The sequence below is a fragment of the Paenarthrobacter sp. TRD_SC_7 genome (assembly GCF_056156245.1).
Map to the genome: position 1 here is coordinate 334,824 of NZ_CM149587.1, position 26,791 is coordinate 361,614.

At 64.2% G+C, this 26,791-nt stretch carries 24 protein-coding genes; 10 read left to right on the forward strand and 14 right to left on the reverse strand.

Going from position 1 to position 26,791, the window contains the following annotated elements; genetic code table 11:
* Positions 1-3: 3 nt before the first annotated feature.
* Complete coding sequence (locus AC0J5Z_RS01720) at positions 4-825, reverse strand: alpha/beta hydrolase (RefSeq protein ID WP_475037059.1); 822 nt, start codon at positions 823-825, stop codon at positions 4-6.
* Positions 826-935: 110 nt separating this feature from the next.
* Here AC0J5Z_RS01720 and AC0J5Z_RS01725 point away from each other — a divergent pair, with 110 nt between their 5' ends.
* The 3 genes from AC0J5Z_RS01725 (at position 936) to AC0J5Z_RS01735 (ending at position 4,708) form a co-directional block, all read left to right on the forward strand.
* Complete coding sequence (locus AC0J5Z_RS01725) at positions 936-2,042, forward strand: GTP pyrophosphokinase (protein ID WP_475037060.1); 1,107 nt, start codon at positions 936-938, stop codon at positions 2,040-2,042.
* A gap of 22 nt (positions 2,043-2,064) precedes the next feature.
* The gene (locus AC0J5Z_RS01730) at positions 2,065-3,561 is read left to right on the forward strand and encodes a SulP family inorganic anion transporter (protein WP_475037061.1); all 1,497 of its coding nucleotides are present in this window, start codon (positions 2,065-2,067) and stop codon (positions 3,559-3,561) included.
* A gap of 151 nt (positions 3,562-3,712) precedes the next feature.
* Entirely contained in the window at positions 3,713-4,708 is a 996-nt protein-coding gene (locus AC0J5Z_RS01735; RefSeq protein ID WP_475037062.1) for a bile acid:sodium symporter family protein, read from the forward strand.
* On the opposite strand, the gene AC0J5Z_RS01740 is transcribed toward AC0J5Z_RS01735, so the two are convergent.
* The gene (locus AC0J5Z_RS01740; protein ID WP_475037064.1) at positions 4,709-5,713 is read right to left on the reverse strand and encodes a LacI family DNA-binding transcriptional regulator; all 1,005 of its coding nucleotides are present in this window, start codon (positions 5,711-5,713) and stop codon (positions 4,709-4,711) included.
* A 128-nt stretch (positions 5,714-5,841) separates the two neighbouring features.
* On the opposite strand from AC0J5Z_RS01740, the gene AC0J5Z_RS01745 reads away from it, so the two are divergent.
* Entirely contained in the window at positions 5,842-7,089 is a 1,248-nt protein-coding gene (locus AC0J5Z_RS01745; protein WP_475037065.1) for a D-arabinono-1,4-lactone oxidase, read from the forward strand.
* A gap of 16 nt (positions 7,090-7,105) precedes the next feature.
* Here AC0J5Z_RS01745 and AC0J5Z_RS01750 read toward each other — a convergent pair whose 3' ends face one another.
* From AC0J5Z_RS01750 to AC0J5Z_RS01765, 4 genes are read right to left on the reverse strand one after another with little or no spacing between them, the layout of a single operon-like run.
* Positions 7,106-8,869 (reverse strand): acetyl/propionyl/methylcrotonyl-CoA carboxylase subunit alpha, encoded by a 1,764-nt coding sequence (locus tag AC0J5Z_RS01750; RefSeq protein WP_475037066.1) that lies wholly within the window; start codon positions 8,867-8,869, stop codon positions 7,106-7,108.
* Between the two features lie 7 nt (positions 8,870-8,876).
* Entirely contained in the window at positions 8,877-10,532 is a 1,656-nt protein-coding gene (locus AC0J5Z_RS01755) for a 5-oxoprolinase subunit B/C family protein (protein WP_475037069.1), read from the reverse strand.
* A gap of 6 nt (positions 10,533-10,538) precedes the next feature.
* Positions 10,539-11,888: an MFS transporter gene (locus tag AC0J5Z_RS01760; protein ID WP_475037070.1), complete on the reverse strand. Its 1,350-nt coding sequence runs from the start codon at positions 11,886-11,888 to the stop codon at positions 10,539-10,541.
* 47 nt (positions 11,889-11,935) lie between these two features.
* Complete coding sequence (locus AC0J5Z_RS01765) at positions 11,936-12,694, reverse strand: LamB/YcsF family protein (RefSeq protein ID WP_475037072.1); 759 nt, start codon at positions 12,692-12,694, stop codon at positions 11,936-11,938.
* A gap of 109 nt (positions 12,695-12,803) precedes the next feature.
* On the opposite strand from AC0J5Z_RS01765, the gene AC0J5Z_RS01770 reads away from it, so the two are divergent.
* Entirely contained in the window at positions 12,804-13,502 is a 699-nt protein-coding gene (locus AC0J5Z_RS01770) for a GntR family transcriptional regulator (RefSeq protein WP_475037073.1), read from the forward strand.
* Here AC0J5Z_RS01770 and AC0J5Z_RS01775 read toward each other — a convergent pair whose 3' ends face one another.
* On the reverse strand, positions 13,503-14,228 hold the full coding sequence (locus AC0J5Z_RS01775) for a LysR family substrate-binding domain-containing protein (RefSeq protein ID WP_475037075.1): 726 nt from the start codon (positions 14,226-14,228) through the stop codon (positions 13,503-13,505).
* Positions 14,229-14,261: 33 nt separating this feature from the next.
* On the opposite strand from AC0J5Z_RS01775, the gene AC0J5Z_RS01780 reads away from it, so the two are divergent.
* Positions 14,262-14,711 carry a DUF5997 family protein gene (locus AC0J5Z_RS01780; RefSeq protein ID WP_062072297.1) on the forward strand — a complete coding sequence of 150 codons (450 nt, stop codon included), beginning with the start codon at positions 14,262-14,264 and terminating at the stop codon, positions 14,709-14,711.
* 52 nt (positions 14,712-14,763) lie between these two features.
* On the opposite strand, the gene AC0J5Z_RS01785 is transcribed toward AC0J5Z_RS01780, so the two are convergent.
* Entirely contained in the window at positions 14,764-15,147 is a 384-nt protein-coding gene (locus AC0J5Z_RS01785) for a VOC family protein (RefSeq protein WP_475037077.1), read from the reverse strand.
* A gap of 117 nt (positions 15,148-15,264) precedes the next feature.
* On the opposite strand from AC0J5Z_RS01785, the gene AC0J5Z_RS01790 reads away from it, so the two are divergent.
* The 4 genes from AC0J5Z_RS01790 to AC0J5Z_RS01805 all read left to right on the forward strand — a co-directional run bounded on the left by AC0J5Z_RS01790 (position 15,265) and on the right by AC0J5Z_RS01805 (position 18,928).
* Positions 15,265-15,819, forward strand: coding sequence for a hypothetical protein (locus AC0J5Z_RS01790; protein WP_475037078.1), 555 nt, complete (start codon positions 15,265-15,267; stop codon positions 15,817-15,819).
* A gap of 111 nt (positions 15,820-15,930) precedes the next feature.
* On the forward strand, positions 15,931-17,049 hold the full coding sequence (locus tag AC0J5Z_RS01795; RefSeq protein ID WP_475037079.1) for a FecCD family ABC transporter permease: 1,119 nt from the start codon (positions 15,931-15,933) through the stop codon (positions 17,047-17,049).
* Positions 17,046-17,867, forward strand: a complete 822-nt coding sequence (locus AC0J5Z_RS01800; RefSeq protein WP_475037080.1) for an ABC transporter ATP-binding protein — start codon at positions 17,046-17,048, stop codon at positions 17,865-17,867. Before AC0J5Z_RS01795 ends, AC0J5Z_RS01800 begins: the two co-directional genes overlap by 4 nt.
* Positions 17,868-17,908: 41 nt before the next feature.
* A complete protein-coding gene (locus tag AC0J5Z_RS01805; RefSeq protein ID WP_475037081.1) occupies positions 17,909-18,928 on the forward strand; it encodes an ABC transporter substrate-binding protein in 1,020 nt (339 codons plus the stop codon).
* 103 nt (positions 18,929-19,031) lie between these two features.
* Here the strand turns inward: AC0J5Z_RS01805 and AC0J5Z_RS01810 are convergent, their stop codons facing one another.
* From AC0J5Z_RS01810 to AC0J5Z_RS01835, 6 genes are read right to left on the reverse strand one after another with little or no spacing between them, the layout of a single operon-like run.
* Positions 19,032-20,696, reverse strand: coding sequence for an amino acid ABC transporter ATP-binding/permease protein (locus AC0J5Z_RS01810; RefSeq protein ID WP_475037083.1), 1,665 nt, complete (start codon positions 20,694-20,696; stop codon positions 19,032-19,034).
* Positions 20,693-22,438 (reverse strand): ABC transporter ATP-binding protein/permease, encoded by a 1,746-nt coding sequence (locus AC0J5Z_RS01815; protein WP_475037084.1) that lies wholly within the window; start codon positions 22,436-22,438, stop codon positions 20,693-20,695. Before AC0J5Z_RS01815 ends, AC0J5Z_RS01810 begins: the two co-directional genes overlap by 4 nt.
* The gene (locus tag AC0J5Z_RS01820) at positions 22,425-23,573 is read right to left on the reverse strand and encodes a nitroreductase family protein (RefSeq protein WP_475037085.1); all 1,149 of its coding nucleotides are present in this window, start codon (positions 23,571-23,573) and stop codon (positions 22,425-22,427) included. Before AC0J5Z_RS01820 ends, AC0J5Z_RS01815 begins: the two co-directional genes overlap by 14 nt.
* Entirely contained in the window at positions 23,573-24,964 is a 1,392-nt protein-coding gene (locus tag AC0J5Z_RS01825) for a YcaO-like family protein (RefSeq protein WP_475037086.1), read from the reverse strand. The genes AC0J5Z_RS01820 and AC0J5Z_RS01825 overlap by 1 nt, the downstream gene beginning before the upstream one ends.
* On the reverse strand, positions 24,961-26,061 hold the full coding sequence (locus AC0J5Z_RS01830; protein WP_475037087.1) for a CocE/NonD family hydrolase: 1,101 nt from the start codon (positions 26,059-26,061) through the stop codon (positions 24,961-24,963). The genes AC0J5Z_RS01825 and AC0J5Z_RS01830 overlap by 4 nt, the downstream gene beginning before the upstream one ends.
* Positions 26,058-26,789, reverse strand: a complete 732-nt coding sequence (locus AC0J5Z_RS01835; RefSeq protein WP_475037088.1) for a hypothetical protein — start codon at positions 26,787-26,789, stop codon at positions 26,058-26,060. The genes AC0J5Z_RS01830 and AC0J5Z_RS01835 overlap by 4 nt, the downstream gene beginning before the upstream one ends.
* Between the last annotated feature and the right edge of the window lie 2 nt (positions 26,790-26,791).

Consider the following 26,791-nt stretch of genomic DNA (forward strand, 5'->3'; position numbering starts at 1 on the left):
CAATTACGAGAGCATTCGTTGCACCAGTTCGCGGCACTTCTTGTAAGCCACAGCCTTGGGGTCGATCAGGTCGAAGTGGTCGCCGGGGACGCGCAGCAGCTGGGCCGCACTTCCTGCCGCCGTTGCCGCCGCGACGTACGCTTCGGACTGGCTCACAGGAACGTCCTCGTCGTCTGTGGCATGCACGGCATAGACGGGAACATCGATGGGCAGTGAACTCATGGGGTCGGCGTATTTATGCCGTTTGGGGAATCTATGGGAATCCCCGCCCATGAGGTTGCAGACGGCGCCGTTGCTGAGGTTCAGTTTTTCGGCGGCGGCGAGGTTCAGAAGGCCGGACTGACTGACGACGCCCGTCAGGTGCACAGCGTTATCCTCGGGGCTGCGCTGGAGCTGACGATCGGCGTCGGGAGTTCCGATATCCGAGAGCCGTTGCCGGCCTGCAGCCCAAACAGCCAAGTGGCCGCCGGCTGAGTGGCCGAGTGCTACCACTTTGCCGAGCTGGAGGTCGTGCTCGCCGGCGATTTCGGACAGATGGTCGATGCCGGCCAGAATGTCCTCGAAAGTATGGGGCCAACCACCACCGTTTCCGGCCCGCCGGTACTCGAGGTTCCAGGCGGTAACGCCGTGCGCTGCGAGATCGCGCGCGAGAGGTTCACCGAGCTCAGCGCCGTACTGTGAACGCCAGTAGCCGCCATGGATCACAACGGCGATTCCACCGGCCACAGCTGATGCGCCGCGATGGTTTCCGTTGCTCGGTTCAGGTATAAAGAGTTCGCCCCACTGGCTGGGGTGTTCGCCGTAGCTGTACTTGTGCCGCAACATTGCGCCCTCCTTTGTACTGAGCCTATCGTGACGTTTCGGAAGTTTGGCTAGAGGCACCCCGACGGCGAGTGGCTCGGTTGAGTGTCGGACCTGCCCCGTAAGCTGGGGGCATGGCAAGCAATTGGGACAGCCTGGACCAGGATCAGCGCGACGCAGTGGATGCGAACGTGGCTCTCTACGAGCGTGTTCGCCCCGCATTGAAGCGGGTTACGCGGGATGTGCTGCTCACTTTGCGGGACATGCTGAACGACGCCGAGGTCACTCCATTGTTTGTCACGGGACGGACCAAAACAGTTGAGTCATTCCGCGAAAAGATCTCCCGCACGGATGATCCCTTGGAGCCCGGCGGGCCGCGTGTGCTCAAGTTCCCGGACCCGTTCCGCACGTTGAATGACATGGTGGGCATCCGTGTCATCACCAAGCTGCCAGCGGAAAACGCTGCGGTGGCCAACATCATCAAACGTCAGCGCCAGCTCTTCGATTGCCGTGGCGACCGCGAGAAGGACATCGGCTCCATCGAGTCCGGTACCTACGGATACTCCAGCCGGCACCTCATCCTGCGGACCATCCAGAACGAAGCAGTGAAGGAGTACCAGCACGTCTTCAACCCGGACATGCCCGCCAACGGCAGCTACTTCTTCGAGTGCCAGATCCGTACCGTATTTGCGCACGCCTGGAGCGAGATCGAGCACGACATCCGCTTCAAGGCCGAAGACCCGCGCGCCTGGACGCCGCATTTCGACCGCCAATTCACGGCCACCGCAGCCATGTTGGAAACCGTGGAGAGCGCCTTTGCCGACCTTCACGAGCGCTACGAGGAAGTCCGCGGTTACTGGGATCTCGAGGGCGAGGGCGGCATGCCGCTGACACCCAACCGGGTTCGCGACGTCTGGCGTACGCTCCTGCCGCACGTTGACCGTAAAGTTGATGACGACTGGGGATGGGCTGCCGAACTGCTCGCGAACCACGGACTCACCAAGACCGTGGAACTCGCCGGGCTTCTCAGCGCCAACCGGATCACCGAGGTCCGCAAGGCCTTGGACCACCGCTACTCCCCCGGCCCCGACCGCCTCTTGGATGACCTCCTGCTGTGGCAGTACGGAACCGAACACATCGATCTCACCGCTGAAGCGCCCGACGTCGTCCCGCACCCGCGGCGCGACAGCCTCCAGCGGCGTCTTAAGCAGATTGAGCGCTACCGCCAGACTGCGCTCTAGGACAACTGCACTGTAAGGACCCATGACACCCGAGCAACTCATGTCACTGCGGGCGACCTTCCGCTCGCCCCGCCGCCTGCTGACGGAATCCCTTGCGGGTCTCGTAGTGGCTTTGGCCTTGATCCCCGAGGCCATCGCGTTCTCGGTGATCGCCGGGGTGGATCCGCGCATCGGCCTCTTCGCGTCCTTCACCATGGGCGTGGTCACGGCCATCGTGGGCGGGCGGCCCGCCATGATCTCCGCGGCCACCGGTGCCGTGGCCTTGGTAATCGCACCGGTGATGAAAGCACACGGGCTGGATTATCTGATTGCCACGATCATCCTGGCTGGTGTTTTCCAGATCATCCTGGCTGTCCTTGGTGTCACCAAGCTGATGCGTTTCATCCCGCGGTCCGTGATGATCGGCTTCGTGAATGCGTTGGCCATCCTGGTGTTCATGTCCCAGATGCCAGAGCTCTTCAACGTGCCGTGGATGGTCTATCCGATTGTCATTGTGGGCTTGGTGATCGTGTTCGGACTGCCCCGCATCACCACGGCCATCCCTGCGCCGTTGGTAGCAATCGTGGCCATCACGCTGGTGACTGTGTTGGGGAACGTCGACGTTCCCACAGTCAGCGACAAGGGCGAACTTCCCGACAGCCTGCCCGGACTCTTCGTGCCCAACGTTCCCTTGACCCTGGAGACCTTCCAGATCATTGCACCCTTCGCCCTGTCCATGGCTCTGGTGGGCCTGCTCGAATCGCTGATGACCGCCAAGCTGGTGGACGACATCACGGACACGCGCTCCAACAAGACGCGGGTCTCGTGGGGCCAGGGTACGGCGAACATTGTCACGGGCTTCCTGGGCGGGTTGGGGGGTTGCGCGGTGATCGGGCAAACCATGATCAACGTCAAGGGCTCAGGGGCTCGCAGCCGGCTGTCCACGTTCCTGGCCGGCGTGTTCCTGCTGGTGCTGGTGGTGGTCCTGGGCGACGTTGTTGGCCAGATCCCCATGGCCGCTCTAGTGGCCGTGATGATCTTCGTTTCGCTGATCACCTTTGACTGGCACTCCGTCCGCATCTCAACGCTCAAGCGTCTGCCGAAGTCCGAGACCGCGGTCATGCTCATCACCGTTGCCGCAGTAGTGGCTACGCACAACCTCGCGGCGGGTGTCGGCGTCGGCGTCTTGACCGCCATGGTGCTGTTTGCGCGGCGAGTGGCACACTTCGCAACAGTTGAGCGGACGGAACTGGAACTCAACGGCGAAGTTGTTGCGACCTACACGGTAGCCGGCGAATTGTTCTTTGCGTCGTCCAATGACCTGTACACGCAGTTCGACTACGCTAAAGATTCCTCAGAAGGCATAGATCGAGTGATCATCGATCTGCATGGCTCGCACATTTGGGACGCCTCCACGGTGGCAGTACTGGATTCCGTGACCGAGAAGTACCGGAATCACGGCCGCGAGGTGGAGTTCATTGGACTCAACGAGGCCAGTGTTCGTATGCGCGAACGGTTGGCCGGCAAGCTCAACTCCTGACCCAACTAGGTCGCAGTTAAGCGCGTTATGAGCGCTCAAAACGCGCACTGCTGCGACCTAGTTGGGTGGGAAACAGCGGTCATCTGACATATGCGCTTGCGCGGATGTAACGAAGTCGTTCCTCTTGGGCACCGGGTGTGAGCATGGATGAATGCTTGAGGCAACCAATACCCCGTCGAAAACCGAAGAACCCGCTGCGCCCGTCAATCCAGCGCTTGCAGCTGAAGCCAAGATTGCGCGTATCGCCGTCACAGTGTTCCCGCTTTTGGTGGTGGTCGCCGGCATCCTCGGATTCCTGATTCCGGACCTCTTCAAACCGATGGGCGCCGCGGTTCCTTACCTGCTTGGCGTCATTATGTTCTGCATGGGCCTCACGCTAACCCCGCCGGACTTCGCTTCGGTGGCCCGGCGTCCGTGGGCTGTGGCCCTCGGCATCGCGGCTCATTATGTGATCATGCCCGGTGCGGGTTGGCTGATTGCCGTGCTCCTGCAGTTGCCACCCGAGCTGGCCGTTGGCCTGATCCTCGTCGGCTGCGCGCCCTCCGGCACCGCTTCCAACGTCATGGCATTCCTAGCCAAGGGCGATGTCGCGCTCTCTGTGGCCGTCGCCTCGGTTTCAACACTGATCGCACCCATCGTGACCCCCGCGCTGACGCTCTTCCTGGCCGGGTCCTTCTTTCACATCGATGCCGGCGCCATGGTGTTGAACATCGTGAAGACCGTGCTGCTGCCGGTGATCGCAGGGCTTGTGGCCCGGCTCTTCCTTTCGAAGCTCGTCGCAAAGGTTCTCCCGGCACTTCCGTGGGCATCCGCCGTCGTGATTTCACTGATCGTGGCGATTGTCGTCGCTGGTAGCGCCAGCAAGATCGTTGCCGCGGGGGCCATTGTGTTCCTGGCGGTAGTCCTGCACAACGGCTTCGGTCTGGGTCTTGGTTATTTGGCGGGCAAGCTCGGCCGCCTGGACGACAAGGCTCGCCGCGCCCTCGCATTCGAAGTGGGCATGCAGAACTCCGGCCTGGCGGCGACGCTTGCCACCGCACACTTCAGCCCGTTGGCCGCGCTGCCGTCAGCAGTGTTCTCGCTATGGCACAACATCTCGGGTGCGATCGTGGCCGCTTGGCTGGCACGCCGTCCCCTGAAGGACTAGCTAGTCCCCCGTCGTGCCGCGGCGGTGCAGCTTCCACGGTGACGCAACCCGGATGCCCTCGGCCGGGGTGGTTCCCGCCAACCGATCCAGCAGCATCCGGACAACCTGCTCGAAGATCGGGTCCGGCCCAACAGTGGTCAGAGCCGGGTCGTAGTCCTGGCCCTCGGTGGAATTACCAACGCCGACAATCTGGACGTCCTCGGGCACGCGGAGGCCAAGGCGGTAGGCGGCACGGATCGCCTGCAGCGCTTCCATGTCGTCGGTGCAGAGGATGGCCGTGGGTCGGTTCGGAAGCTGGAGCAGCTCAAGGGCTGACTGATAAGCAGTGGCCGGGCGGTGATGTGAGGTCCTAACCAAGGACGCGTCCAAGGAAATGCCCGCCTTCTCCAGCCCGGCTGCGTAGGCGGCAAAGCGGCTCTTGGGTCGCCCAGCCGGGTCAGCCCTCCGGATGCAAGCTATTCTGCGGTGCGATGCCGTGAGGAATTCCATGCACTCCGCGAGCCCGGCATCGGTTTCGGGAGCAAGGACATCGAACCCAGCAGGCTTCATGGTGCCTGAGATGACCACTTGGGCGACACCGCGGCGGGCCAACTCGGTGACGGTTTCATCCTCGGACTTCGCTTCGGGGAAGTAACCGATGATGACGCCGTCGGCGCCCCCGGACATCATGAACTTCCGCCAGTCGTCGCCCAGCAGAATCACCGGCTGGTAGCCATGCTGCGGCAGAATGTTTGCCGCGGCAGTGGCGAGGGCGCGATCCCACGGCCATTCAAGGTTTCCAATGGCCACGGCAACCACGTCGGTTTTGCCACGACGCATACCGCGGGCGGCTTGATTGGGCACATAGCCCAGTTCCTTGACCGCGGCCAGGACCCGGTCCTGCGTGGGCTGGCTGATCCGGGTGGTGCCGCCGTGCCGACCGGAGAGCACATACGACACGGTGGTCAGCGAAACGTCCGCCGCCAACGCCACGTCCCGGATGGTGGGCTTGGATCCCTTGCTCACGTTGCGACTCCTGGTAGACAGCGGATTTCTTGAACTCTATCCGTAACCAAGGTGGACTCCTCTTGACGCAATTAGTTGTGAACGTTAACAATTGCGGGAGTCTACATTTACAAGCGGGAGATCATTCAATGAAGAACTGGGCAGGAAATCTTGAGTACTCGTCTGCGGACATCCAGCGGCCCACCACTGTGGAGCAGCTGCGCGAGCTCGTAGCTCAGGCCACTCGGATCAAGGCCCTTGGTTCCCGCCACTCCTTCAACACTGTCGCCGACACCGATGGCACTCACATCATGCTGGACGCCCTGCCCCAGGAAGTCGTGTTGGACACCGCGAAGAGCACCGTCAAAGTCAGTGGTGGCATCAGTTACGGCGCCCTCGGACGCGCGCTTGAGGAACAGGGTTACGCCATCCACAACCTCGCTTCCCTCCCCCACATCTCCGTCGCGGGTGCCATCCAAACCGGCACGCACGGCAGTGGTGTCAACAACCCCTCCCTGGCTGCCGCCGTCGTTAGTGTTGACCTGGTGCGCGCCTCCGGCGAGCTGGTCACCCTCACGGCGGACGACGACGAATTTCTCGCCAGCGTGGTGGGAATGGGCGCACTTGGCATTGTCACAGGGCTGGAGCTCGCTGTCCGGCCGAGCTACGAGATCCGGCAACGCGTGCTCACCAATCTTTCTTGGGCGGATGCATTGGCGAACTTCCAGACCATCGCTTCAAGTGCCTACAGCGTCAGCTTCTTCACCGATTACACAGGCGACACCATCCCCCAGGTTTGGCTGAAGGCACTGGACACTGAAGCTCCGTTGCCTGACCTGTTTGGGGCAACCGCTGCAACGGCCGCCATGCATCCCTTGCCGGACATGTCGGCGGAGAACTGCACCGAGCAGCTGGATGTGGCTGGCAAGTGGCTTGACCGGTTGCCGCACTTCCGCCACGAATTCACGCCCAGCAACGGCGAGGAGCTGCAAAGCGAGTTCCTACTGCCCTTGGATCAGGCGCCGGCCGCCCTGCAGGCTGTCCGGGGACTGGCCGATAAGCTGGCACCGCTCCTGTTCGTCTCCGAAATCCGCACCGTGGCCGCTGATGAATTCTGGCTTAGCCCGTTCTACCAGCAGCAAAGCGTTGCACTCCACTTCACCTGGAAGCCGCTGCAGGCCGAGGTAGAAGCGGCGCTCCCGGAGCTCGAGGAAGCCCTCCGTCCGTTCGGTGCGCGCCCGCACTGGGGCAAGCTGTTCACGCCCGGCCAGTACGACTTCGCTTCTCTCTATCCGCGGTTCGAGGACTTCCGGGCCCTGGTTCAGTCCAACGACCCGACGGGGAAGTTCCGCAATGAGCTGCTGGACAGCGTGCTGGGCGTGGCCGTTACGTCGTAACCCGTTTCCAAGGCCGCTACTCGATGTGCGCCAGCACGGCGCCGGCTGTGACCACTCCACCGGGTGCCGACAGCACCTCAGAGAGAGTGCCTGCGCGGTGGGCGGGCACCTGGGTCTCCATCTTCATGGCCTCCAGGACCACCAAAGGATCCCCGGCTGCTACGTCAGTGCCAGGTTCCACCAGCCACTTCACTACGGTCCCGGCCATGCTGGAGACGAGGGCGGATTCGGCGGGAGAGTCGCCGCTGCCTGAGACAGAACCCGGCGTATCGGTCGACGTAGAAAAGGCCGGAATGCCCTGGCCGGAACGAGCCCAGCCGTCCAGAAGGTCCGCGGGAAGTCCTACGGCGAGCCGCTTACCGTCCACATCAACGGTGATAGTGCGTCGTTCCCCTTCCGGGGCGACCACGTTGTATTCGGAATCCACAGGGATCTGGTCTGCGAAGTCGGTCTCGATCCACCGGGTGTGAACCCGCATGCCAGCAACGGACGTGAAATCTTCGGACTCGAGGACCGCACGGTGGAAGGGCAGGACGGTTGCCAGTCCGGTGATGTTGATTTCGGCCAGGGCACGGCGCGCACGGCGGAGTGCCTGCTGGCGGTCAGCTCCAGTGACGATCAGCTTAGCCAACAAGGAGTCGAACTGCGGCGCCACGAACGAGCCCGACCGTACGCCTGTGTCGACGCGAATTCCCGGACCCGTTGGCACCTCAAAGAGATCCACTGTCCCCGGGGAGGGAAGGAATCCACGGCCAACATCCTCGGCGTTAATGCGGAATTCGAAGGAGTGTCCTCGAGCCACGGGATCCTCTGTGATGCTCAGTGGCAAGCCTGCAGCAATCCGGAACTGCTCTTGGACAAGGTCGATCCCGGCAGTCTCCTCGGTGATGGGATGCTCAACCTGGAGGCGTGTGTTGACCTCGAGGAATGCCACAGCTCCGTCGGCGGAGACCAGGAACTCCACGGTCCCGGCACCGTAGTAGCCGGCTTCACGGATGATTGCCTTGGAGCCGTCGTAGATCTTTTGCCTCTGCGAATCGCTGAGAAAGGGGGCAGGAGCTTCTTCCACGAGCTTCTGGTGGCGGCGTTGGAGTGAGCAGTCGCGTGTGCCCACCACAACCACGTTGCCGAGCTTGTCCGCAATGATCTGGGCTTCCACATGCCGAGGCCGGTCAAGGTACTGCTCCACGAAGCACTCGCCGCGACCAAAGGCAGCCACAGCTTCGCGAACTGCAGAGTCGAACGCCTCTTCCACTTCCGCGAGCTCCCGAACCACCTTCAAACCCCGGCCGCCGCCGCCAAAAGCAGCCTTGATGGCAAGAGGAAGTCCATGTTCCTCCGCGAAGGTCCGGGCTTCCGCCGCAGACGAGACGGGACCGTCGCTGCCGGCAACCAACGGAGCACCAGCGCGCACGGCGATTTCGCGTGCCGTGATCTTGTTGCCCAACTGCCGAATCGACTCCGGTGAGGGACCGATCCACTCAAGCCCGGCGTCGAGCACTGCTTGCGCAAAGTCCGCGTTTTCGGAAAGGAAACCGTACCCGGGGTGGACGGCGTCCGCGCCGGCCTGCTCCGCAACGGCTAGCAACTTGCCGATGTTCAAGTAGGTGTCAGCCGGCGAGTTTCCGCCCAAGCTGAAGGCTTCATCGGCAGCGCCAACGTGCATGGCATCGGCATCGATGTCTGCGTAAACGGCGACCGACAGGATGCCGGCGTCGTCACAGGCTCGGGCGACGCGGACAGCGATTTCGCCTCGGTTCGCGATCAGGACCTTGCGCATCAAATACTCACTTCTCTGGGGTCTTCTTAAAAGTCGTGGTGAATTCCGGGGAATCCGGAATGAGCCGAAAGCGGATCTTTCCGCCAATGGGGACCTGCGCGGCGAGGTCAAGGTGCTCGTCGCGCACCACGCCGATCACGGGGTATCCGCCGGTTATGGGGTGGTCCGCCAGGAAGAGCACGGGCAGTCCTGCGGGCGGGATCTGGAGGGCACCGGCCATGGTGCCTTCGCTGGGAAGCTCACCTTGACGCGTTCGCTTCAGCGGAGTGCCATCCAACCGCATGCCCACGCGGTTGGACTGCGGAGTGACCAGCCATTCCTGGCTGCACAGTGAAACAAGCGCCTCCTGGTCAAACCAGTCAGCTCGCGGTCCCGGGACGACGTCCAGCACCGTTACTCCCTCACCCGGGAAGTCGGGCTGGAGCTCCGGGCTGCCAACCGCTGTGGACTCTGTAGCGTCACCCGCCGCAAGGACCTGCCTAATGACCAATGGTGCCGGACCTATCCCGGACATCGTGTCTGCCGAGCGACTGCCCAGCACCTCAGGAACGTCCACGCCGCCACGGATCGCCACGTAGTTCCGGAATCCCGATTCGGGAGCACCCAAGGTGAGTACTTCGCCGTCGAGCAACGCGAAAGGTGCGGCCATCGGGACTGTCCGCTTGCCGCTCGGCTGGGCGCCGTCGTCGGACCCAGCCCACGACGGCGACTCTATAGTCAGCGTCGTCGGCGCACCTGTCACAGCAATCACCTGGTCGCCAACGGCTTCCATCGTGAGCCCGCCGTTGACGGATTCGATGGCCGCGGCCGAAGACGCGTTCCCGACCAGCCGGTTGGCCCGCCGCAACGATGCCCTGTCCAGCGCTCCGGCGGCAGACACACCCAGTGGACCGTAGCCTCGGCGGCCGAGGTCCTGGATCAGGCTCTGCGCACCTGGATTGAGAATCCGAAGACCGGATTCGACGTGATGCTCCTTTTCGGCTTCTCGCGTCGGAGAGTCGCTGGCCGTCACAACCTCGCGGACGGCCCGGTACTGCACGCGATCGCCGGGACGAACCAAGGCAGGTTGGGACCGATCCAGGTCCCACATCCGCGCCCCGGTACGTCCAATCAGCTGCCAACCTCCCGGAGAACGGCGGGGGTAGACGGCTGAGTACTGTCCACCGAGAGCCACGGATCCAGCTGGCACCGCCGTGCGCGGGGATGAGCGCCTCGGCACCGTGAGGACCTCGTTTTCACCCACCATGTAGCCAAAGCCGGGTGCGAAGCCCGCGAAGGCCACAGTCCAGATCTGGCCGGTATGTGCGGCTACCACGCCGTCCACGCTCAGTCCGGTGAGCTCCGCGACGTCGGCGAGGTCGTCGCCGTCGTACACGGTATCGATGACCACCAGCCCGGAGTCACTAACCTCCGGCACCGTCAGTTCCAACTCCAGGAGCCGTGCGCCGATGGCGCGGGTGGCCGCTGCGGACTCCCCGACCACCATCACCGTTTCCGCGGCGGCCAGAACGTCCACCTGCCCCGGAAGCGGGGACTTGTAGAGCATGTCCTGCAGGGCGAGGACATCCTGCAGCCCGTCCAGTTCGGCCAAGACGGCACGGGTGCCGACGGGCCGGACGGAGCGAACCCTTTTCGCGGTGGTCGTTTGCATCACGGTTTCCATCTTTCGCTACGCCGCCGGCTGAGCGTGCGTCTCCTGCATCAAACGGACGTCTTCTTCCGGCTTGGGGTCGCGACCGAGGAGCATTCCCACGATCGTGACAACAGCTGCGACGAGGATGTAAACGGCGATCAGGTACCAGCCGCCGCCAGCGGCACCGTAGAGCGCTGTGAAGATGATGGGAGCAACGGCTCCACCGATCACACCAGCCAGGGTGTATGCCAAGGAGCTGCCGGCGTAGCGAAGGCGGGCCGGGAACTGCTCGGTGATAAAGGCGGCCTGCGGGCCATACATGAAGGCGTGGAGTGCCAAGCCAATGACGGTACCGCTGGTCAGCATGGCTACGGACTTGCCCTGAATCATCAGGAAGAACAGCGGGATATAGGCAGCGGTAGCAGCGGCCGCGATGCCGTAGACCCAGCGACGGTTGAAGCGGTCCGTCAGTGCACCGGCGGCCGGGATCAGGAAGAGCTGGAAGGCGGAGCCGATCAGGATCGCGGACAGGACGTTGCCGGTGGTCATGCCCAGTTCTTTGGTTGCATAAACAGCGACGAACACCGTGAACAGCGCGTAAAGGATGTCCGGGCAAACACGGGAAAGGGCTGCGGCCACCAAGGCCTTGGGCTGGGTGGTGAAGACTTCCTTGATGGGAGCCTTGGGCCGATCCCCGTGGGCCTGAATGGCCTTGAATACAGGCGTTTCTTCAAGCTTGAGTCGGATGATCAGGCCGAAGACCACCAGGAGCGCGGAGGCAAGGAAGGCTACGCGCCAGCCCCAGGAGAGGAAGGCCTCTTCGCTGAGGGAAGCAGCGAGAATGGCAAGAACACCGTTGGCCATGAGGTTGCCGGCGGGCGGGCCGATCTGGGCCGCGGAGGACCAGAAGCCGCGCTTGTTTGGATCACCGAATTCGCTGGACAGCAGCACCGCACCGCCCCACTCGCCGCCAACGCCAATGCCCTGCGCCAAACGCAGCAGCACAAGAATTGTGGGGGCCGCGACGCCGATCACCGAGTAATCAGGCAGCGCACCGATGAGGACCGTGGCCACGCCGATCAGTACGAGCGTGAAGACCAGGACGTACTTGCGGCCGATCTTGTCACCGAGCCGGCCGAAGATCACACCACCAATCGGTCGGGCCAAGTAACCAACTGCGAAGGCTGAGAAGGAAAGCAGCAACGCGACGAATTCGTCGTTGCCAGGGAAGAAGATCTTGGGGAACACGAGGGCCGAAGCCACCGAGTAGATAGCGAAGTCGTAGTACTCAAGGGACGTGCCGGTGAGGCTGGCGACGTACGCCTTGATGGCACCGGGCGGTGGCTTCCTTGTCACTGCCTTGGATGCATTGTTGGTGCTGGTCATGATGTCCTCCGGGGGGATGAGGGATGGTGCGAGGAGCCCGGGGCGGGCTAGAGGAACGAGCCGATGCTGACGTCGCCGTCGGCCAGGGCGGACTTCACAGCGGTGGCCATTTGGACGGCTCCGGGTGAGTCGCCATGCACGCAGATACTCTCTGCGCGGATTTTCAGGATGGAACCGTCGATGGTTCTGACGGATTGTTCGGTGGCCATCCGAAGGACGTGCTCTGCCACTTCGGCGGGATCATGCAGGACCGCGCCCGGCTGGGAACGTGAGACAAGGGTGCCGTCAGGGTTGTAGGCGCGGTCCGCGAACGCTTCGGAAACGCCCCGAAGGCCGGCTTCCTCAGCGAGGCGCAGCACTTCCGAACCGGGTAGGCCGAGGATCGGAAGCTTGGGGTCAACCGATTTCACGGCATCTACCACAGCACGTGCTTGGGGAGTGTGCTTGACGATCGCGTTATAAAGGCCGCCATGCGGTTTCACGTACTGGACGCTGGCTGCCGTGGTTGCCGCCAGCGCCTGCAGCGCACCGATCTGATAAACCACGTCATCAGCCAGTTCCATGGGGTCGATGTCCATAAAGCGGCGGCCGAATCCAACGAGGTCGCGGTAGCCAACGTGGGCGCCAATAACGACGCCGGCCTTAGCCGCCTTTTCGCAGGTGCTGCGGATGACGCTGGGGTCGCCAGCATGGAATCCACACGCAACGTTGGCACTGGAGACGGACTCGAACATGGCTGCGTCATCGCCGAGTGTCCAGCGCCCGAAGGACTCGCCGACGTCGCTGTTCAAATCGATGATTGCCATGATGTGATCCCTGCCTCGTGATGTGCGTTACATCCAGCATGCACCATTTCGCTGGATTGTTCAACGATCCAGCGATCCTAGTTTTCGGCAATCGTGTATTTTTGGTGTTATGGCCAGTGCAGATCAGGGAAAGAACGACCACGTTGGCCTTGATAGCGCGCGGGCACGGGTACGCATGAAGGTTCCGTCCGTTGCCGAGAGGGTCGCCGAGGAACTGCGCTACCAGCTGGCCGAAGGTTTCCTGGTCCCGGGCGCCAAGCTGACCGAGGCCACCATTGCTGAGGATCTGGGCGTCTCCCGGAACACGGTCCGCGAAGCTTTCGCGGAGCTGGCTGGTGAGCGACTACTCCTCCGCCAGCCCAATAAGGGCGTTTTTGTGGCCACCCTTGAAGCAGGCGACATCCACGACGTCTACACGGTTCGCCGCGCAATAGAGGTCAGCTCTATCCGAGCCGGTGGTTCCCCGGAGCGCATTGCCGCCGTCAGGGCCGCCGTCGAGGAAGGCAAGCGGGCGGCCGCGGCCAGCGACAATGAAGGCCTGGGCAGCGCCAACCAGCATTTTCACGGAGCGATCGTCGCCCTCGCGGAAAGCAACAGGCTGGACACGATCATGGCCCAAGTCCTGGCAGAGATGCGGCTGTACTTCCACAAAGCCACCATGAACGCGCACTTCTACAGCGATTGGCTGAAGGAAAACGAGCAGATCTGTTCAGCATTGGAAGCGGGCGAACTCGAACGTGCGGGCGACCTTCTCCTGGCCTACCTCAACCGCTCAGAGCAGCAGCAAACCGCCATCCACGGTGCGTAACTAGCGCTTGCCCTTCTTGCGCGAACCCTTGCCGCGGCCCTTATCCGGATTCGGCGCATAACGCTGCGCGACCGCAGGTTTTCTGGGCCCGCCGCCTCGACGATCCGGCTTGGGCGCCTTCTTGGGCTTCTCCTGCTGGGCTGAAGGTTGGCGCGAGCTCTGAGCTGTCCGCCCACGCACGATCCCTATGAACTCCTCGATCACCGGGCTATCCGTTCCAACCAGCCAGGCCAAACCGATCTGTGTCCCGGGGGCCCCGGTCAGGCGACGCATGACAGTGTCTTTTACGTTCAGGTGACGCGCCACAGACATCGGCAGGATGGCCAGTCCGGCACCGGATGCGACCACCTGGAGCGCCATGTCCGGGCCGCCCATTTCGTCAACATCCAGGAAGTTCTCCTCGGCGAGGTCGTCCAACGCAACTTCCTCAAAGACCGAAATCTCGTGTCCTTTGGGAGCGACCACCACAGGCTGCTCTTCATACAAGGGGATAACGTTCAGGCCTTCGCGGTCCACGGGCAACCGGACGAAGCTAAGGTCAGCGGAACCGTCGCGCAGCACCGAAACCTGAGCGGCGTCGTCGGACATGAACGAGTGCAACGGGAAGTTGGGCATCCGCTCTTCCCACCGCCGGATCCATTTCCCAGGTGTCACACCCGCAACATATGCGAAGCGGAGGCCGGCTAGGGGCTCGGTTGTTTCGGCGGAATCTTCAGCGTCTGGCACACACTCACAGTACCGGCCAGATACCCTTGAAGCATGACGTCCTCGAACTCCCAGTCCATGAAGCCGGCAACAGTTGCCAAGAAACTCGGCATCTACCTGCCCGCGACACCCCAGGAGTTCCAGGATTCGTCCATCTCCCGCGAAGAATTCGCCGAACTTCAGGCCAACCCGCCGGAGTGGCTCGCCGAACTTCGCCGCAACGGCCCTCACCCCCGCCCGGTAGTCGCGCACAAGCTCAACATCTCCATCAGCGGCCTCGCCCGCGGCGGCGTTGAGGATGCGCTCACGACGGCGGAAATCACCGAGCTGCTGCAGGCTCCGCCGCAGTGGCTGGTTACCGAGCGCGCCACGCACGCTGCTGTCCGCTCTGAAGCGCAGCGCGTCAAGGACGAGGCTGCCAAGAAAGCCGCCACCAAGGAAGCAAGGGACAACGCTGCGGCAAAGCGTGATGCTCCGAAGACTTCCAAGCGCGATCACGCGTAGGTTTCAGTGACTGTGGCCGGGACCAACGGGTCCCGGCCACAACTGTTTAAGCTCAGTCCTGGTGCAGCTGAATGAAGTTGCCGCAACCGTCGTCGAAGACTGCGCTAACGCCCGAGGGATCCTCAGAGGGTTCACCTTGGAACGTCACACCGGCGGCAAGCAAACGCTCGTACTCAGCCTGGACATCGGGCACGCCGAAGGTGATGGCAGCCAGGCCGGACTCGTGCAGGGCGTTCATGTAGTTCGAGGCGATGGGGTTATCGCTGGGCTCCAGCAGCAGGCCGGGTGAACTGCTGTTGTCCGCGCCGGGATCCTTGATGATGAAAAGGTTGTACTCGGGCATGGCCATCAAGGTCTCGAAGCCGAGCGTCTCCGTGTAGAAGACGTGGGCTGCTGCGGGGTCCTTGACGTGCATGCTGCACATTTTCAGTCTCATGCTGCCAAGGCTACGCCCCGGGTACGACAATGAAGACCCGCACAATTGCCCCTCGCGCCCAAGCAGACACTGCCGCATACTGAATTCAAAGCAGCGAATTCGCCTGGAGGTGGTCCGATGCCCGCCATGATGCTCCTGTGGGGTGTAGCTCTGGTTCTCGCAACCGCAGCAACCACGTATGTCCTGCACAGAAAACTGACCTATGGCCGCGGCCCGGAGCCGGACGGGGTCTTTTGGGACTTGTTCGGAGGCTCGGTGGTGATTCTTCCCGCCATCCTGGTGCCCGCCGTGCTGTGGTCTCCAGCCGGGCTCATCATGGTTTTCGTCGGTTTCGCCACCGTGGCAGGAACCTTGGCGAGCATCCGCAAAGTGGAACGGATACACGCAGCCGAGCCCCGCCGTCGTGCTGGTTTCCCGGACGATGTGGCCCGCCACGAGAGCATCCTTGAAAAGTGGAGCCGCTACGAGCTCGACCCCGCACAAACCATCGACTTCCCCGCCATGACGGATGTAAGGGCTGCCGAAACGGCGGCACTGACCCGGGCCATGCGCGAGGCCGAGTATTGCAAGGTGACAGCAGGAACTGACTACCGCGCCGCCGTCGAACGCCTCTCAGAAGCCCTCGCCGCAGCAGAACGGGCAGCAGGCGTCCCATCACCCGCGCCGAGGTGACAGTTAATACCAATACCAGCGAGCAACATGGGCAACAAATGCCATCTCGGCACCATATATATGCGAATCATTCTCATTTAAGATAGTGTCAGGGCGTGATTGGACTCCTCCATGACCGCTGACCTCGAACGCCCAGTCAGTGGCAACCGCCCCGCTCGATCAGCCAGCCCCGTCCGCCCACGCAGGTCAACGCTTGAACGGTTGCTGACACCAATGCTGGTGCTCGGAATCGTTGTGCTTCTGGTGGTCTCGGGCAGCACCGGGCCGCTGCAAACAACGTTCCTTGAATCACTGCAGATCATGGCTGGGCACCTGCTCCCCGGCCTGCCATGGATGTCAGACGGCTCGCTCACCGCGTCCCAGGACCAAGCCGTGTGGAGCTTCCGGCTCCCCCGGGCGCTCCTGGCGGGCATTGCCGGGGCCAGCCTCGCGGTGGCCGGGGCCCTCCTCCAGGCGAACGTCCGCAACCCACTCGCTGAGCCGTACATTCTGGGTGTTTCAGCCGGGGCGGGAGTGGGAGCCGTTCTGGCCATCGTGGCAGGCTCGACGGCGGTTGGCGGGCTGGGCTTGAATGCGTCGGCTTTCGCGGGAGCTGCGGCGGCGACGGCCCTGGTGTACTTGCTCGCGAAACAGGACGGCGTGATTGCACCCTCCCGGCTCATCCTGGCAGGCGTGGCATTGGGCTCCTTGCTCTCCGCGATTACCAACTTCCTGACCATCACCACCGATGCCCAGAACGTCTACAGTGTGCTGTTTTTCCTGTTGGGCAGCGTTTCCGCAGCCACCTATCCGCAACTGCTGCTGCCCGGCGCGGCACTAGTGGCCATCAGCGTCTTCGCGATGTTCCGATCCCGCGCGCTCAACGCATTCCTGGCCGGCGACGAAACGGCCACGGCCCTGGGCGTCAACGTGGAATCGCTGCGTCGAACACTCTTGCTGGCCACGGCGTTACTGACTGCCACCACGGTTGCGGTCTGTGGCGGAATCGGATTTGTTGGCTTGGTGGTGCCACACGCCGCGCGCATGCTGGTGGGTTCAGATCACCGCCGCATGCTGCCCGTCACCATCTTTGGCGGGGCCCTTTTCCTCATGCTCACTGACCTGCTGGCCCGCACGGTGGCGCAACCGGCCGAGATTCCCTTGGGCATCCTCACCGCTACGGTCGGCGCGCCCTTCTTCCTTTGGCTCATGCGCGGAAACGGCGCTGTACGGGGTGGCATCAAGCGATGAAAGTGGAATTCCTCAACATCAGCATCGCCCTTGGCGGCACCCCGGTGGTTCACGACGTCACTTTTACTGCGCCCAGCGGCTCCGTGGTTGGCATTCTGGGCCCCAACGGATGCGGCAAGTCCACTCTTCTGCGTGCCCTGTACCGGGTGAACAAACCCATCTCGGGGACCGTCACCGTAGGCGGCCAGGATGTCCGCGCCCTCAACTCCCGGCAGGCCGCGCTCCGGGTGGCCGTGATGGCCCAAGAATCCAGTCAGGACTTTCCCATGACGGCCCGCGAGGTTGTGATGCTGGGCCGCGCCCCGCATCAGCGCGGGTTCGGTGCCGATTCGGACAAGGATCACCACCTCGTCCACCAAGCAATGCTCGACGTCGGAGCCTCCTCCCTGACGGACCGCTACTTTGCGGGGTTGTCCGGCGGGGAAAAGCAGCGGGTCCTCCTGGCGCGGGCACTCGTTCAGGAGGCACCGGTCCTGGTCCTGGATGAACCTACCAACCACCTCGATGTCACCTTCCAACTGGAACTCATGCATCTGGTCACTTCGCGGGGAAGGACCGTGCTGGCTGCCCTGCATGACATGAACCTGGCGGCGGAATTCTGTGACCAGGTGGCAGTGCTGCAGTCCGGGCGGCTGCAGGCTTTCGGGCCGCCTTCAACGCTGCTGGACCCCCAACTCATCCGCCGCTGCTTCGGTGTTGAATCCCGGACGCTGGAGCATCCTCTGACCGGGCGGGCGCTGATCGCCATCGCAGCGAAGACGCCGGAACCGACGCCCCCACCCAGCCAGGACGCGGACTTCTCCGCCGCCCGCCATTGAACTTACCCATCACCCGATACAACCCAACTGGAGGCACTTCCATGAAGAAATCCACCCTGCCCAAAACCACTGCAGTCCTGAGCGTGATGACACTCAGCGGAATGCTGTTGTCCGGCTGCGGTCAAGCAGTCAGCCAAACTCCTGCCAAGGAAAACGCCGGTGTCGCTGCGCAGCCCGCGGGAGCAATCGAGAACTGCGGCCGTACCCTGACCTTCACCTCCGTGCCCCAGCGGGTTGTGGCAATGACTCCCGGCCAGTCCGAGCTTCTGGTTAGGCTGGGCGCCGCAGACAAAATAGTGGCCGAGGCACAGACCAAAGGCAGCGAGCTGCTGCCTGAACTGAAAGAGCGCGGTAACGTGCAGCAGCTGAGCGATCGGATGCCGCCGTCGCGCGAAGTCCTGCTGGGAGCCACCCCCGATTTCGTCTACTCCCCCACAGCGTATGAATTCACTGCCGAACAGGGCTTTGCGAGCATCGAACAGCTCAAAGCTGCAGGCGCTGAGTCCTACATAGCAACGGCGGGCTGCATGGAACGCCGGAGCAAAGCCGAGGTCAAGGACATCCTCACGGATATCGAGAACATCGGCGCTGTAGTAGGGGCGGGTGAGCGCACGTCAGCCGTTCGGACGGAAGCAGCTGAGGTGTTGGCTTCGGTTGAATCAAAGGTGGAAGGCAAGGAAAAGCCCACCGTGGTGGAGCTGTTTGTTGAGGGGAACTCCATTGCGGCCATCGGGGCGGGGATCGAGTACGACATGATCAAGACTGCCGGTGGCCAGAACCTCTTCAGCCCGTCCGATGAAGCCTTCGCCAAGTTCTTCTCTGCCATGATCTCCCCGGAGACACTGGTGCAGAAGAACCCCGAGGTCATCGTGTTCACCACCTTGGACAAGGCCCACGAGGACGCCACCCGCACCTTCCTTCAGGAGAAGTTCCCTGAAGTAGCCGCGGTGAAGAACCAGCGATTGGTGGCCGTCGAATCCGATGACGTCATGCCCGGAACCTGGGGCAACCTCCGCGCCGTGGAGCAGATCGCCAAGGGCCTCCACCCGGACGCGTTCTAAGCCTTCCAGACCCCGCCGAGATGGCATTTGATGACAATCAGACCGACGAACATGGTCATCAAATGCCATCTCGGCGGGAAACGGGAAGGGGCAGGAAGGAAGGCTACGCGCCCAGCTGCACCCGCCGGTGGCATGCGGCCAAGGTGGACTCCCTGTGGGACACAGTGATCACCGTGGTGTCGCCGGCGATCCCAGCAACAGCCTCCACCAAGGCACGCTCCGAGGCAGGATCCAGGCTGGCTGTGGTTTCATCCAGCACCAGGATCTTCGGCTTGATCAGCAAGGCCCTCGCCAAACAGAAGCGGGCACGCTCACCACCGGACAGGCTCACCCCTTGCTCGCCGATCACAGTATCCACGCCATCCGCCCATCGTTCGCCAGCGAGCGGAAGCCCGGCCAGGTTCAAGGCTGACAGGACGTCGGCTTCAGTTGCCGTGGGGTGGGCCAGGCGCATGTTGTCCAAGACGGAACCATGGAAAACCGGGGCGTCCTGCTCCACCAACGTGACCATACGCCGGAACGACGACTCGCCCACGGCCCAGGCTTCCACAGACTCCCCACTGCGCGACACCAAGGAGATACTCCCCGAATCCGGCACCCACAGGCGCACCAACAACCGGGCCAGCGTGGTCTTTCCTGCACCGGATGGGCCGCTGATCCCCACATGCTCGCCGGGCGCCACTGACAGGGACGTCGCACGCAAAGCCGGCGCGCCGCCGTCGTACGTGAATTGCAGGTTCCGGACCTCCAGACCCAGCGGCCCTTGGGGGTTGAACTCGACGGGGGGCCGCGAAACCGTTGCCACCGAGGGCAGGCTGATGCCCTCCCCAATGCGCTGGGCACTGGCACGGTGCGGCTGGAGCTGGGTTACGGTGGCAACGCCCTCGGCCACCGGTGCCAGGAGAGTCAGAGTGCCAGCAACCAGGGCGGGCAGCCACACAGGATCCAGCCCGGGTTGTGAGATGGCGGCGAGGAAGACCGCCACCACGGTGCCCAGGACACAAAGCTCGCGCAGGGATGCTGCCATGGCAAGGAAGAAATTGAGCCTGCGCTGTCCGGCATCCACTGCCAGGCTCTGTTCCTCCAGCTGGCGTTGTGCGTGCCCGCGCAGTCCAAAACCCAGGATCTCGCGGGTGCCTGCCAGCAGGTCGACGGCGAGCACCGACACCCCGGATCTGGCCTCCTGCACCCGCGCACCCAGCACGGCGCCCCGGCGCAATCCCGGGAGCGTCACCGCCACCAACGCCACGAACCCCAGCAGCAGAGCCCCGGCAAGGCCCGGACCCAGGGGCCACACCACAGCCACTCCTGCCACGAACAGCACTGCGGAGCCAGCCAGCTGGGCAACCGTGTGGGCGTAGAAGAACTCCAGCTTTTCAACATCGCCCATGGCCGTGGCGGCGAGTTTTCCGGTGTGCTGGTCCGGCTTGCGGGAAGGGACGCCGCGCGCGAAACCGTCAAAGAGCGCCATGCGCAGCGCGGCCAGGATCCGGTACGCAATGCTGTGCGAGATGTCCATCTCGTGCCACGTCAGCACCGCCCTGAGGAGAACCGCCACCACCCCGGCAACCCACCATTCGAGGGCTGCGGACTCCTGCCTCATCACAGCCAGCGCCACAACGTAGGAGCCCACAACAGCCAGGACAATGAGGGCCAGGTTGTTCAGGATCCCCACAACCGCGGTCCACGCTATCCCGGCCCACTCGCCGGACATGTGCGGAACCAAGCCCAGGAGCGGGTTGCGGGGTGTGCGTGCGGTGAGGTTCATAGCGTGGCTGCTTCCTGTTGCTGTGTGTGGAGTTGGCCGTGGCTCAGACGGAGTACGGTGTCCGCGGCCGCGAGGGCTTCGGGCCGGTGGGCGATCATGAGCACAATCCGGCGTCCGGCTTCGCGGCGAAGCCCCTCCAACACCTGTCCAGCAAGCTCGGTGTTGAGGGCGGATGTTGGTTCGTCCAGCAAGAGAACCGGCCTGTCCACCAGGAGTGCCCGTGCGATCGAAAGCCGCTGGAGCTGGCCTCCCGAGACGGATCCACCCCCTTCGGACAGCACGGTGTCCAAGCCTTGGGGCCACTGCCGCAATTCCTCTGCCAGGCCGGCAATCTCCACGACGCGCTGGATCTCCTCCTCCGTTGCAACAGGTGCCACCACGCGGAGGTTCTCCCGGATGGTCCCAGGAAATAGGTAGCTGCGCTGTGAGACCACGCTGACGTCACTGGGCCTGAGCGGCCGGCCGTCCAGGCGGATACGGCCATCCCCCGCCGGCAGGAACCCCAGCAGAAGGTCGAACAACGTACTCTTCCCCGCCCCGGACACCCCCGCCAGCGCGGTGAGTCCGCCGGGCTGGATCTCGGCCGACGCATTCCGCAGAACCCAGGGGTCCGCAGTTGAGTATCGGAAGCTCACGTTCTCCAGCGTGAGCCGGCCTGGAGGCACGACGCCGGGACGCACCCCGGGCACGGAAAGGGCACCTTGCGTGGAGTGCGCCTGCCCCTCCCCCATCAGTGTGCGGTCGCCGCAGGTGTCCGCGCCCCCCGCCGCGTCAATGCTGCCCAATGCCGAGAGCCCCAGATACCCGGCATGCCATTGGCGTGCCAGATCCCGCACCGGCCTGAAAACTTCCGACGAGAGCATCAGCAGGAAATAGGTAATCGCCGCAGTCCCAGGTCCGGGCAACGGCCCCTGCCCCAGCGCCGCGATGGCGGCCAGCGCGGCGGCGGCCAGCATCCCCGCCTGGATCCCGAAGTCCGCCAACGCCGTGTCCACCAGGGACGTGCGCATGGTGGACACGGTTGCCCTGTGGAGCTCCTGGGACCTGTGATGGAGCCGCGCCCTGGTCCGGGGAACGGCATGGAGGATCTTGAGGGTCCGCATACCTTGGAGGGCCTCCAGGAAGTCGGCACTGAGTGCCTCGTAACTGCCCCAGTGCCGCTTTCCGCGTTTCGCCAGGGCCTTTCCCCAGAGTTTCGGCGCACCAACAGCCACGGTCACGGCAAGGGCCAGGGCAAGCGCCATCAAGGGATTCAGCCACGCGATCCAGACAAGAAGCGCTGGCACCACTACCTGCAGTTGGAAAGCGTGAGGGATGTACTGGCTGATGTAGCTGTCCACTCCGTCCACACCTTCGCTCAGGGCCAGCCGCCGGGCTCCACCGCGGTCCGAGGTATCCCTGAGCCGTTCGGGCTGGAGCAGGCTGTCGGCCAGCTTCCGGCGTACCTGCAACCGCACCCCGGAGCCCAAGGAACTGGCCAGCCGGGCGTGGAACTGCTGGAGCACAAGGCGCCCCAGGCCGCAGGCGAGAACCCCGGCAAGGTAGGGAACCAGCGGCCCATACGTGCCGCCGTCGGGGTTTCCGGGAACCCGCACCAGAACCACCAGCGCCGCCAGGGCCTGGGCCAGGAACCACGCCTGCAACCAGTAGCTCGCCGTAGTGATGCAGAGCAGGGCTGTCACTCCAGCCAGCCGGCCGCGGTGCCCAGCCGTCATCCGGAAGAGCCTCTTATTGACCAGCATGCGCGGCCCTTTCGTGGTTTGTGAGTGGTTTCCGGGTTGCTACGCCCAGTCCATGGAGCGTGGTCCAGCCGCTGTGGGAACCGGTCCAGCCGCCCACCGGCCGAAATTCCAGGGGTAGGTCCGCGCCAACCGCGCTGTAGAGGATGTGGGCGGCCATCGTGGCGGCCCACCACATGGCTGCCGGTGTTGGCATGCCCCGGGTTTCGAAAACCAACAGGGCGTCGAGGCTCCCTATCCAGTACTGCCCGGCACATCGATCAGCGAGCTCCGGACCACGGAGCGACTCCGCAGAAAGTATGCGGGAACGGCAGGACGGAGGGGCTGGTTGCGTGAAGGAAAGGAGGGAACTCTCCAGGAGGTCCTCAACTACCCGTCCCGCGTCGGCAGACGGACGGTCATGCGAGCGGGAGACGTCGCAGCTCCTGCGGGCAGCGAGCTGAGCCTCCGAAACCCCGGCGATCCGGTGATGGCGGCGTTGCTGGCACCTCCCCGGAGACACCACCTTTAGATCCACTGTGGCCAGCGCGAACTCCGGAACAGAGCCGGGCCAACGGACGGGTGCAACAGCATCCCACCGGGCATCCACACCCCGGGCAGCGGCATGGTGAACCAGGGCCACCGCCGCGTAAGCAGTGTCCGCGATCAGCAGCGGACCCGCACGGTGGTGGTACTTCGCCAAGGTGCGCTGCGGCAGCACGGTCAGCACGACGACGGCGCCCCGCGCGGGTGCCCGCGGACCCCCTTGAGGTGGGGTACCGTCGTCGTGGTTCCGCAGGCGGAGCAACTCACCGCCGCTGCCGCCAAAGCCAGTGCCATTGAACGCGTATGTTCCGGGAGGCACATCGCAGCCCTCCCCGCAGAGGACCCGCAGTTGCACCGGATAGCACCCGCCCGCCGACGGCACCGGGCGTTTGCGCACTTTGCCGGGCAGACCTGTGGCGGGATTCAGGTGGAAGTCCTCGCTCCACCAGATGGCCCGCAGCATGGCGGCCACTGGGAGCCCACCATGCCGCGGGTGCTCAACTATGCCGGTCGCCGGGGCACCTTGGGGTCCGGGCGGCTGCAGGGGACCGGGAACCTCGTGGCTCCAGGCGCGGGCAAATCCTGAGGGAAGGAGCACGTGGGGGCCGTCCATTACATGTGGGGAGGCGGCGTGAGGGTGAAGTCCTCCGGGAGGGCCGGCGCCGCTTCACGCCACCCGCGCTCCAGGGCCGCTGTGGTGAACCTGGGGCAGCCGAGGTAGGCGAAGGCGGCCGGCGCGTTGGGAACCAGTCCTCCCACCACGGCGCGGACAACACTCAGGCCTGTTGCCGCGACGTCGGGAGTGGTCAGTTCACGGGTATATACGGTGTGGCCGGCCGATGCCAGCCGCCTGTAGAGCTCCGGCATGGACACGTCATCCACGGCAGCCACGTCCACCAGCCCACCCGCGGGCTTGGTGAAGCGTTCCGCGAGGACGTGTGTCCGGGGATCAAGCCACACCTGAACATGCGCACCGAGGTCGCGGACTGCCCCGAATTCGGGCCCCACGTCGTCCAGGTATTGACGGTCTTCACGGTGTTCCAAGTACAGCCCCTTGGCCATGAGCCCTGCCTCGACTGCTTGGAACACCCAACCATCGGCGTTGGTGGCACCCTGGGAATAGATCCAGGTGTGGACAGCCTCCAGGACTGCCTTGCGTGCCGCTTCAGCGGGTTCGTTCTTGCAGGAGAACCCCGCGGCGTACAGCCCCGTGTCCGGATCGAACACCAAGGCCGCCATGCAGGGGGCGAACTCACTGGGCATTTCCACCACCCAGTACTGCAGCCGGCAACCGGCCATGGCGTCCACCAGCCCGGGAACACTCTCTGGCCTGATACCGCGGGTGGGTCCGTCCAAATGCCACCACAGTTCCAGGGCGTCGCGTTCGATGGTTTCCAGCACCGCCCTGTCCGTGGCATCAGCGCGGCCCTGGCCGGTGGCGATCCCCGCGTAGTTCAGATGATGGATCCGCGGGAGGTCACGGAAGCGCCGTTGCCGCCAGTTCAGGAGGGTGAGGCTCGCCGGCAGCCACACGTCCGAGCTGTCCGATTCCCGCCTGCACGCTGTCCACAGCGCGGGAGTGTCGGCGTCGAGGTTCCGGTAGGGGAATGCCGCACGCTCCAGCTGCCATTCCGCGAATCGCGGCAGTTGTTCAAGCCCGACGGCGGCCCGGCCTGACGCTGTCAGCTCACGGGCCGTCCCGGTGAAGTAGTGGTGGTCCGGGAGGTCTGCGGGGATGAAGTTGCCGCAGTACCGTTCCATGCCTTCGGCGACGGCCGCGATCCAGGCTTGCCGACTGTCGCCGAACGTGGTGCCCAGTGAAACGCGGTCGGCGGGCCAGTCTCCCAGCCATCGCGCGTTCGATACCTCCGCGGTCATGGACGTGTATGCGGGTGGGGCGTTCTCCGGGGTGAGAACGGGACGGACCCTGCGGATGATCCCGGTCTGCTCGTCCACCAAGGTGTGCAAGGGAAGCAGGCCGAGGGCTTCGGCTGTTGTGGTCATGATTCTCCGTGGTTGTTCAGGTGGTTCGGCAACGTCTCGGGGGTGGCGGGCGCCCAGCGCCATGTGTGTGGCTGGTCGCCAGGCTCCCACTGGAGGAATGGCGGGCGGGGGTCTCCAACGGGTGTGGCCGGGGGCAGGGATTGGGCTGAGTCCCAGCCGCTGGCAGCACCCAGAAAGTCCTTGATCCGGGCCATCAGGCCGCCCTGTTCGCGGAGTGCGGCGGCGGTTCCGGCGTCGAGGTCGTTGGCGAGTCGGTGTCCCCATGGTCCCCAAAGGGTTTCCACCAAAGTCCGCGGCGCCGCGCTGCCCCAGGCCCTCACCAGATCCGCAGCTTCAGCAACAAAGAAGTCCCGTTGCCCCGAAATCATCAGGAGCGGCGTGTTCAGCTGCCCATAGAGCCCGTGGAGATCGGCTGGTGTGGCGTCCCAGAGCCGCCTCCAACCAGCGGAGGAACCCGGACCATACGTGGCGTCATCCATGAGGTTGTGAAGCACCCAGTCCATCCCGCGTTCCTCAGCCTGCCGGTATATCCGCCGGAGCTCTGCGGCGGGTAAAGGGTGGCCGGACTCCTTGCCGAAACCGTGCTGGTGCCACCAGCCAATCCTGTCCCGCAAGCGCGGTGTGCCACCGGGCTCCCTGGCCGTTTCACAAAGGCCCAGTGCCGGCACCATCGCCACCACGGCAAGGGGCTTGGGTGGGGCTGCCGCCTCCGGAACCCGTTCCGCCTCCAGAACCCGGGCTGCTTCAACTGCGCAGTGCGCATCGTAGGAGGCTCCAGCCAGAATGAGGGGGCCCCTGAGCAGCCCGTTCCCGGCGAGGTACCGGGCGGTTGCAGCTCCGTCCGGGCCCTCCTTGTCATAAGGATTCCATGCGCCGGCGGACGCGTAGCGCCCACGCACGTCCTGGACCACGACGTCATATCCGGCGCGGCACCATGCTTGGGCTTGGTCCGCGTACTGGGTCCGGCCGTAGGGTGTCCGGATCAGGACCGTCCCTTGGACCTCCCCTTCCGCAGGTGCGCGGTAGTGGTCTGCGATGAGCCGAACGCCGTCGTCAGCGGTGATGTCCAGGTGATCCGGCGCGGTGGCGGGTCTCATCGCAGCGGAGCCCGCAAGCCCTCGCCCAGGCTGGCGGGTTCCGGGAAGGGCAGAACCGGGTGTTCGCTGGCTGCCAACGTCAGGGTGTCCAGCCGCCAGAGGGTACGCCGGTGAGCGGCAAGTGACGGCGAATTCCTTTGCCAGGCGGTGATGACGGTGAGCAGTCTGGCCGTGAGCAGGTCCATGGCTGTGCCCTGGTGAGCGAAGTCCGCGGCAGCAGCGGGGGTATCCAGCCAGGCCCTCAGTTCGGCGGCGGCCGGTGAGGCTGCGAGCCTGCGCCGGAGTACCTGCCACCCTGTTGGGTCTTCCGGTTCGAGGGACAGCGGATCGACGAAGACCAGGTCGCCTTCTCCGTAGAAGCGGAGCACGGCCGCACGGCTCCCAGGCAGTGCGTCAAAGCGGTTCCGATCGGCGGGCCTGGCTGCCAGGTGGAGGAGCAGTCCTACGGAGCCGGGCTCCCGGTCGTCACCCACCGTCATGTCCACCCCGGCCTCCTGTAGGACGGGCAGGAGTGCGGCAGCCACGGGTTCGGGTGCTACCAGCCCGATTCGCTCCCGTCCGGCGTGGGGCCGCGCACCAGCCTGGCGGCGTTCCAGCAGTTCGTCTCTGATGTCTGTCGCCATGTGCCGGCCACTGCCAGCCGAGGGCGGGAAATGAAAGAAGGCGCCGTCACCGCTGCGGATAGTTGATCTTCCCGCGACGTCAAAGCTGTCTATGGCGGTGCCCATGG

Coding starts and splice junctions, on each gene's coding strand:
- AC0J5Z_RS01720 (WP_475037059.1), bottom strand. CDS start 825: ATGTTGCGGCACAAGTACAGCTACGGCGAACACCCCAGCCAGTGGGGC.
- AC0J5Z_RS01725 (WP_475037060.1), top strand. CDS start 936: ATGGCAAGCAATTGGGACAGCCTGGACCAGGATCAGCGCGACGCAGTG.
- AC0J5Z_RS01730 (WP_475037061.1), top strand. CDS start 2,065: ATGACACCCGAGCAACTCATGTCACTGCGGGCGACCTTCCGCTCGCCC.
- AC0J5Z_RS01735 (WP_475037062.1), top strand. CDS start 3,713: ATGCTTGAGGCAACCAATACCCCGTCGAAAACCGAAGAACCCGCTGCG.
- AC0J5Z_RS01745 (WP_475037065.1), top strand. CDS start 5,842: ATGAAGAACTGGGCAGGAAATCTTGAGTACTCGTCTGCGGACATCCAG.
- AC0J5Z_RS01750 (WP_475037066.1), bottom strand. CDS start 8,869: ATGCGCAAGGTCCTGATCGCGAACCGAGGCGAAATCGCTGTCCGCGTC.
- AC0J5Z_RS01755 (WP_475037069.1), bottom strand. CDS start 10,532: ATGGAAACCGTGATGCAAACGACCACCGCGAAAAGGGTTCGCTCCGTC.
- AC0J5Z_RS01760 (WP_475037070.1), bottom strand. CDS start 11,888: ATGACCAGCACCAACAATGCATCCAAGGCAGTGACAAGGAAGCCACCG.
- AC0J5Z_RS01765 (WP_475037072.1), bottom strand. CDS start 12,694: ATGGCAATCATCGATTTGAACAGCGACGTCGGCGAGTCCTTCGGGCGC.
- AC0J5Z_RS01770 (WP_475037073.1), top strand. CDS start 12,804: ATGGCCAGTGCAGATCAGGGAAAGAACGACCACGTTGGCCTTGATAGC.
- AC0J5Z_RS01780 (WP_062072297.1), top strand. CDS start 14,262: ATGACGTCCTCGAACTCCCAGTCCATGAAGCCGGCAACAGTTGCCAAG.
- AC0J5Z_RS01785 (WP_475037077.1), bottom strand. CDS start 15,147: ATGAGACTGAAAATGTGCAGCATGCACGTCAAGGACCCCGCAGCAGCC.
- AC0J5Z_RS01790 (WP_475037078.1), top strand. CDS start 15,265: ATGCCCGCCATGATGCTCCTGTGGGGTGTAGCTCTGGTTCTCGCAACC.
- AC0J5Z_RS01795 (WP_475037079.1), top strand. CDS start 15,931: ATGACCGCTGACCTCGAACGCCCAGTCAGTGGCAACCGCCCCGCTCGA.
- AC0J5Z_RS01800 (WP_475037080.1), top strand. CDS start 17,046: ATGAAAGTGGAATTCCTCAACATCAGCATCGCCCTTGGCGGCACCCCG.
- AC0J5Z_RS01805 (WP_475037081.1), top strand. CDS start 17,909: ATGAAGAAATCCACCCTGCCCAAAACCACTGCAGTCCTGAGCGTGATG.
- AC0J5Z_RS01810 (WP_475037083.1), bottom strand. CDS start 20,696: ATGAACCTCACCGCACGCACACCCCGCAACCCGCTCCTGGGCTTGGTT.
- AC0J5Z_RS01815 (WP_475037084.1), bottom strand. CDS start 22,438: ATGCTGGTCAATAAGAGGCTCTTCCGGATGACGGCTGGGCACCGCGGC.
- AC0J5Z_RS01820 (WP_475037085.1), bottom strand. CDS start 23,573: ATGGACGGCCCCCACGTGCTCCTTCCCTCAGGATTTGCCCGCGCCTGG.
- AC0J5Z_RS01825 (WP_475037086.1), bottom strand. CDS start 24,964: ATGACCACAACAGCCGAAGCCCTCGGCCTGCTTCCCTTGCACACCTTG.
- AC0J5Z_RS01830 (WP_475037087.1), bottom strand. CDS start 26,061: ATGAGACCCGCCACCGCGCCGGATCACCTGGACATCACCGCTGACGAC.
- AC0J5Z_RS01835 (WP_475037088.1), bottom strand. CDS start 26,789: ATGGGCACCGCCATAGACAGCTTTGACGTCGCGGGAAGATCAACTATC.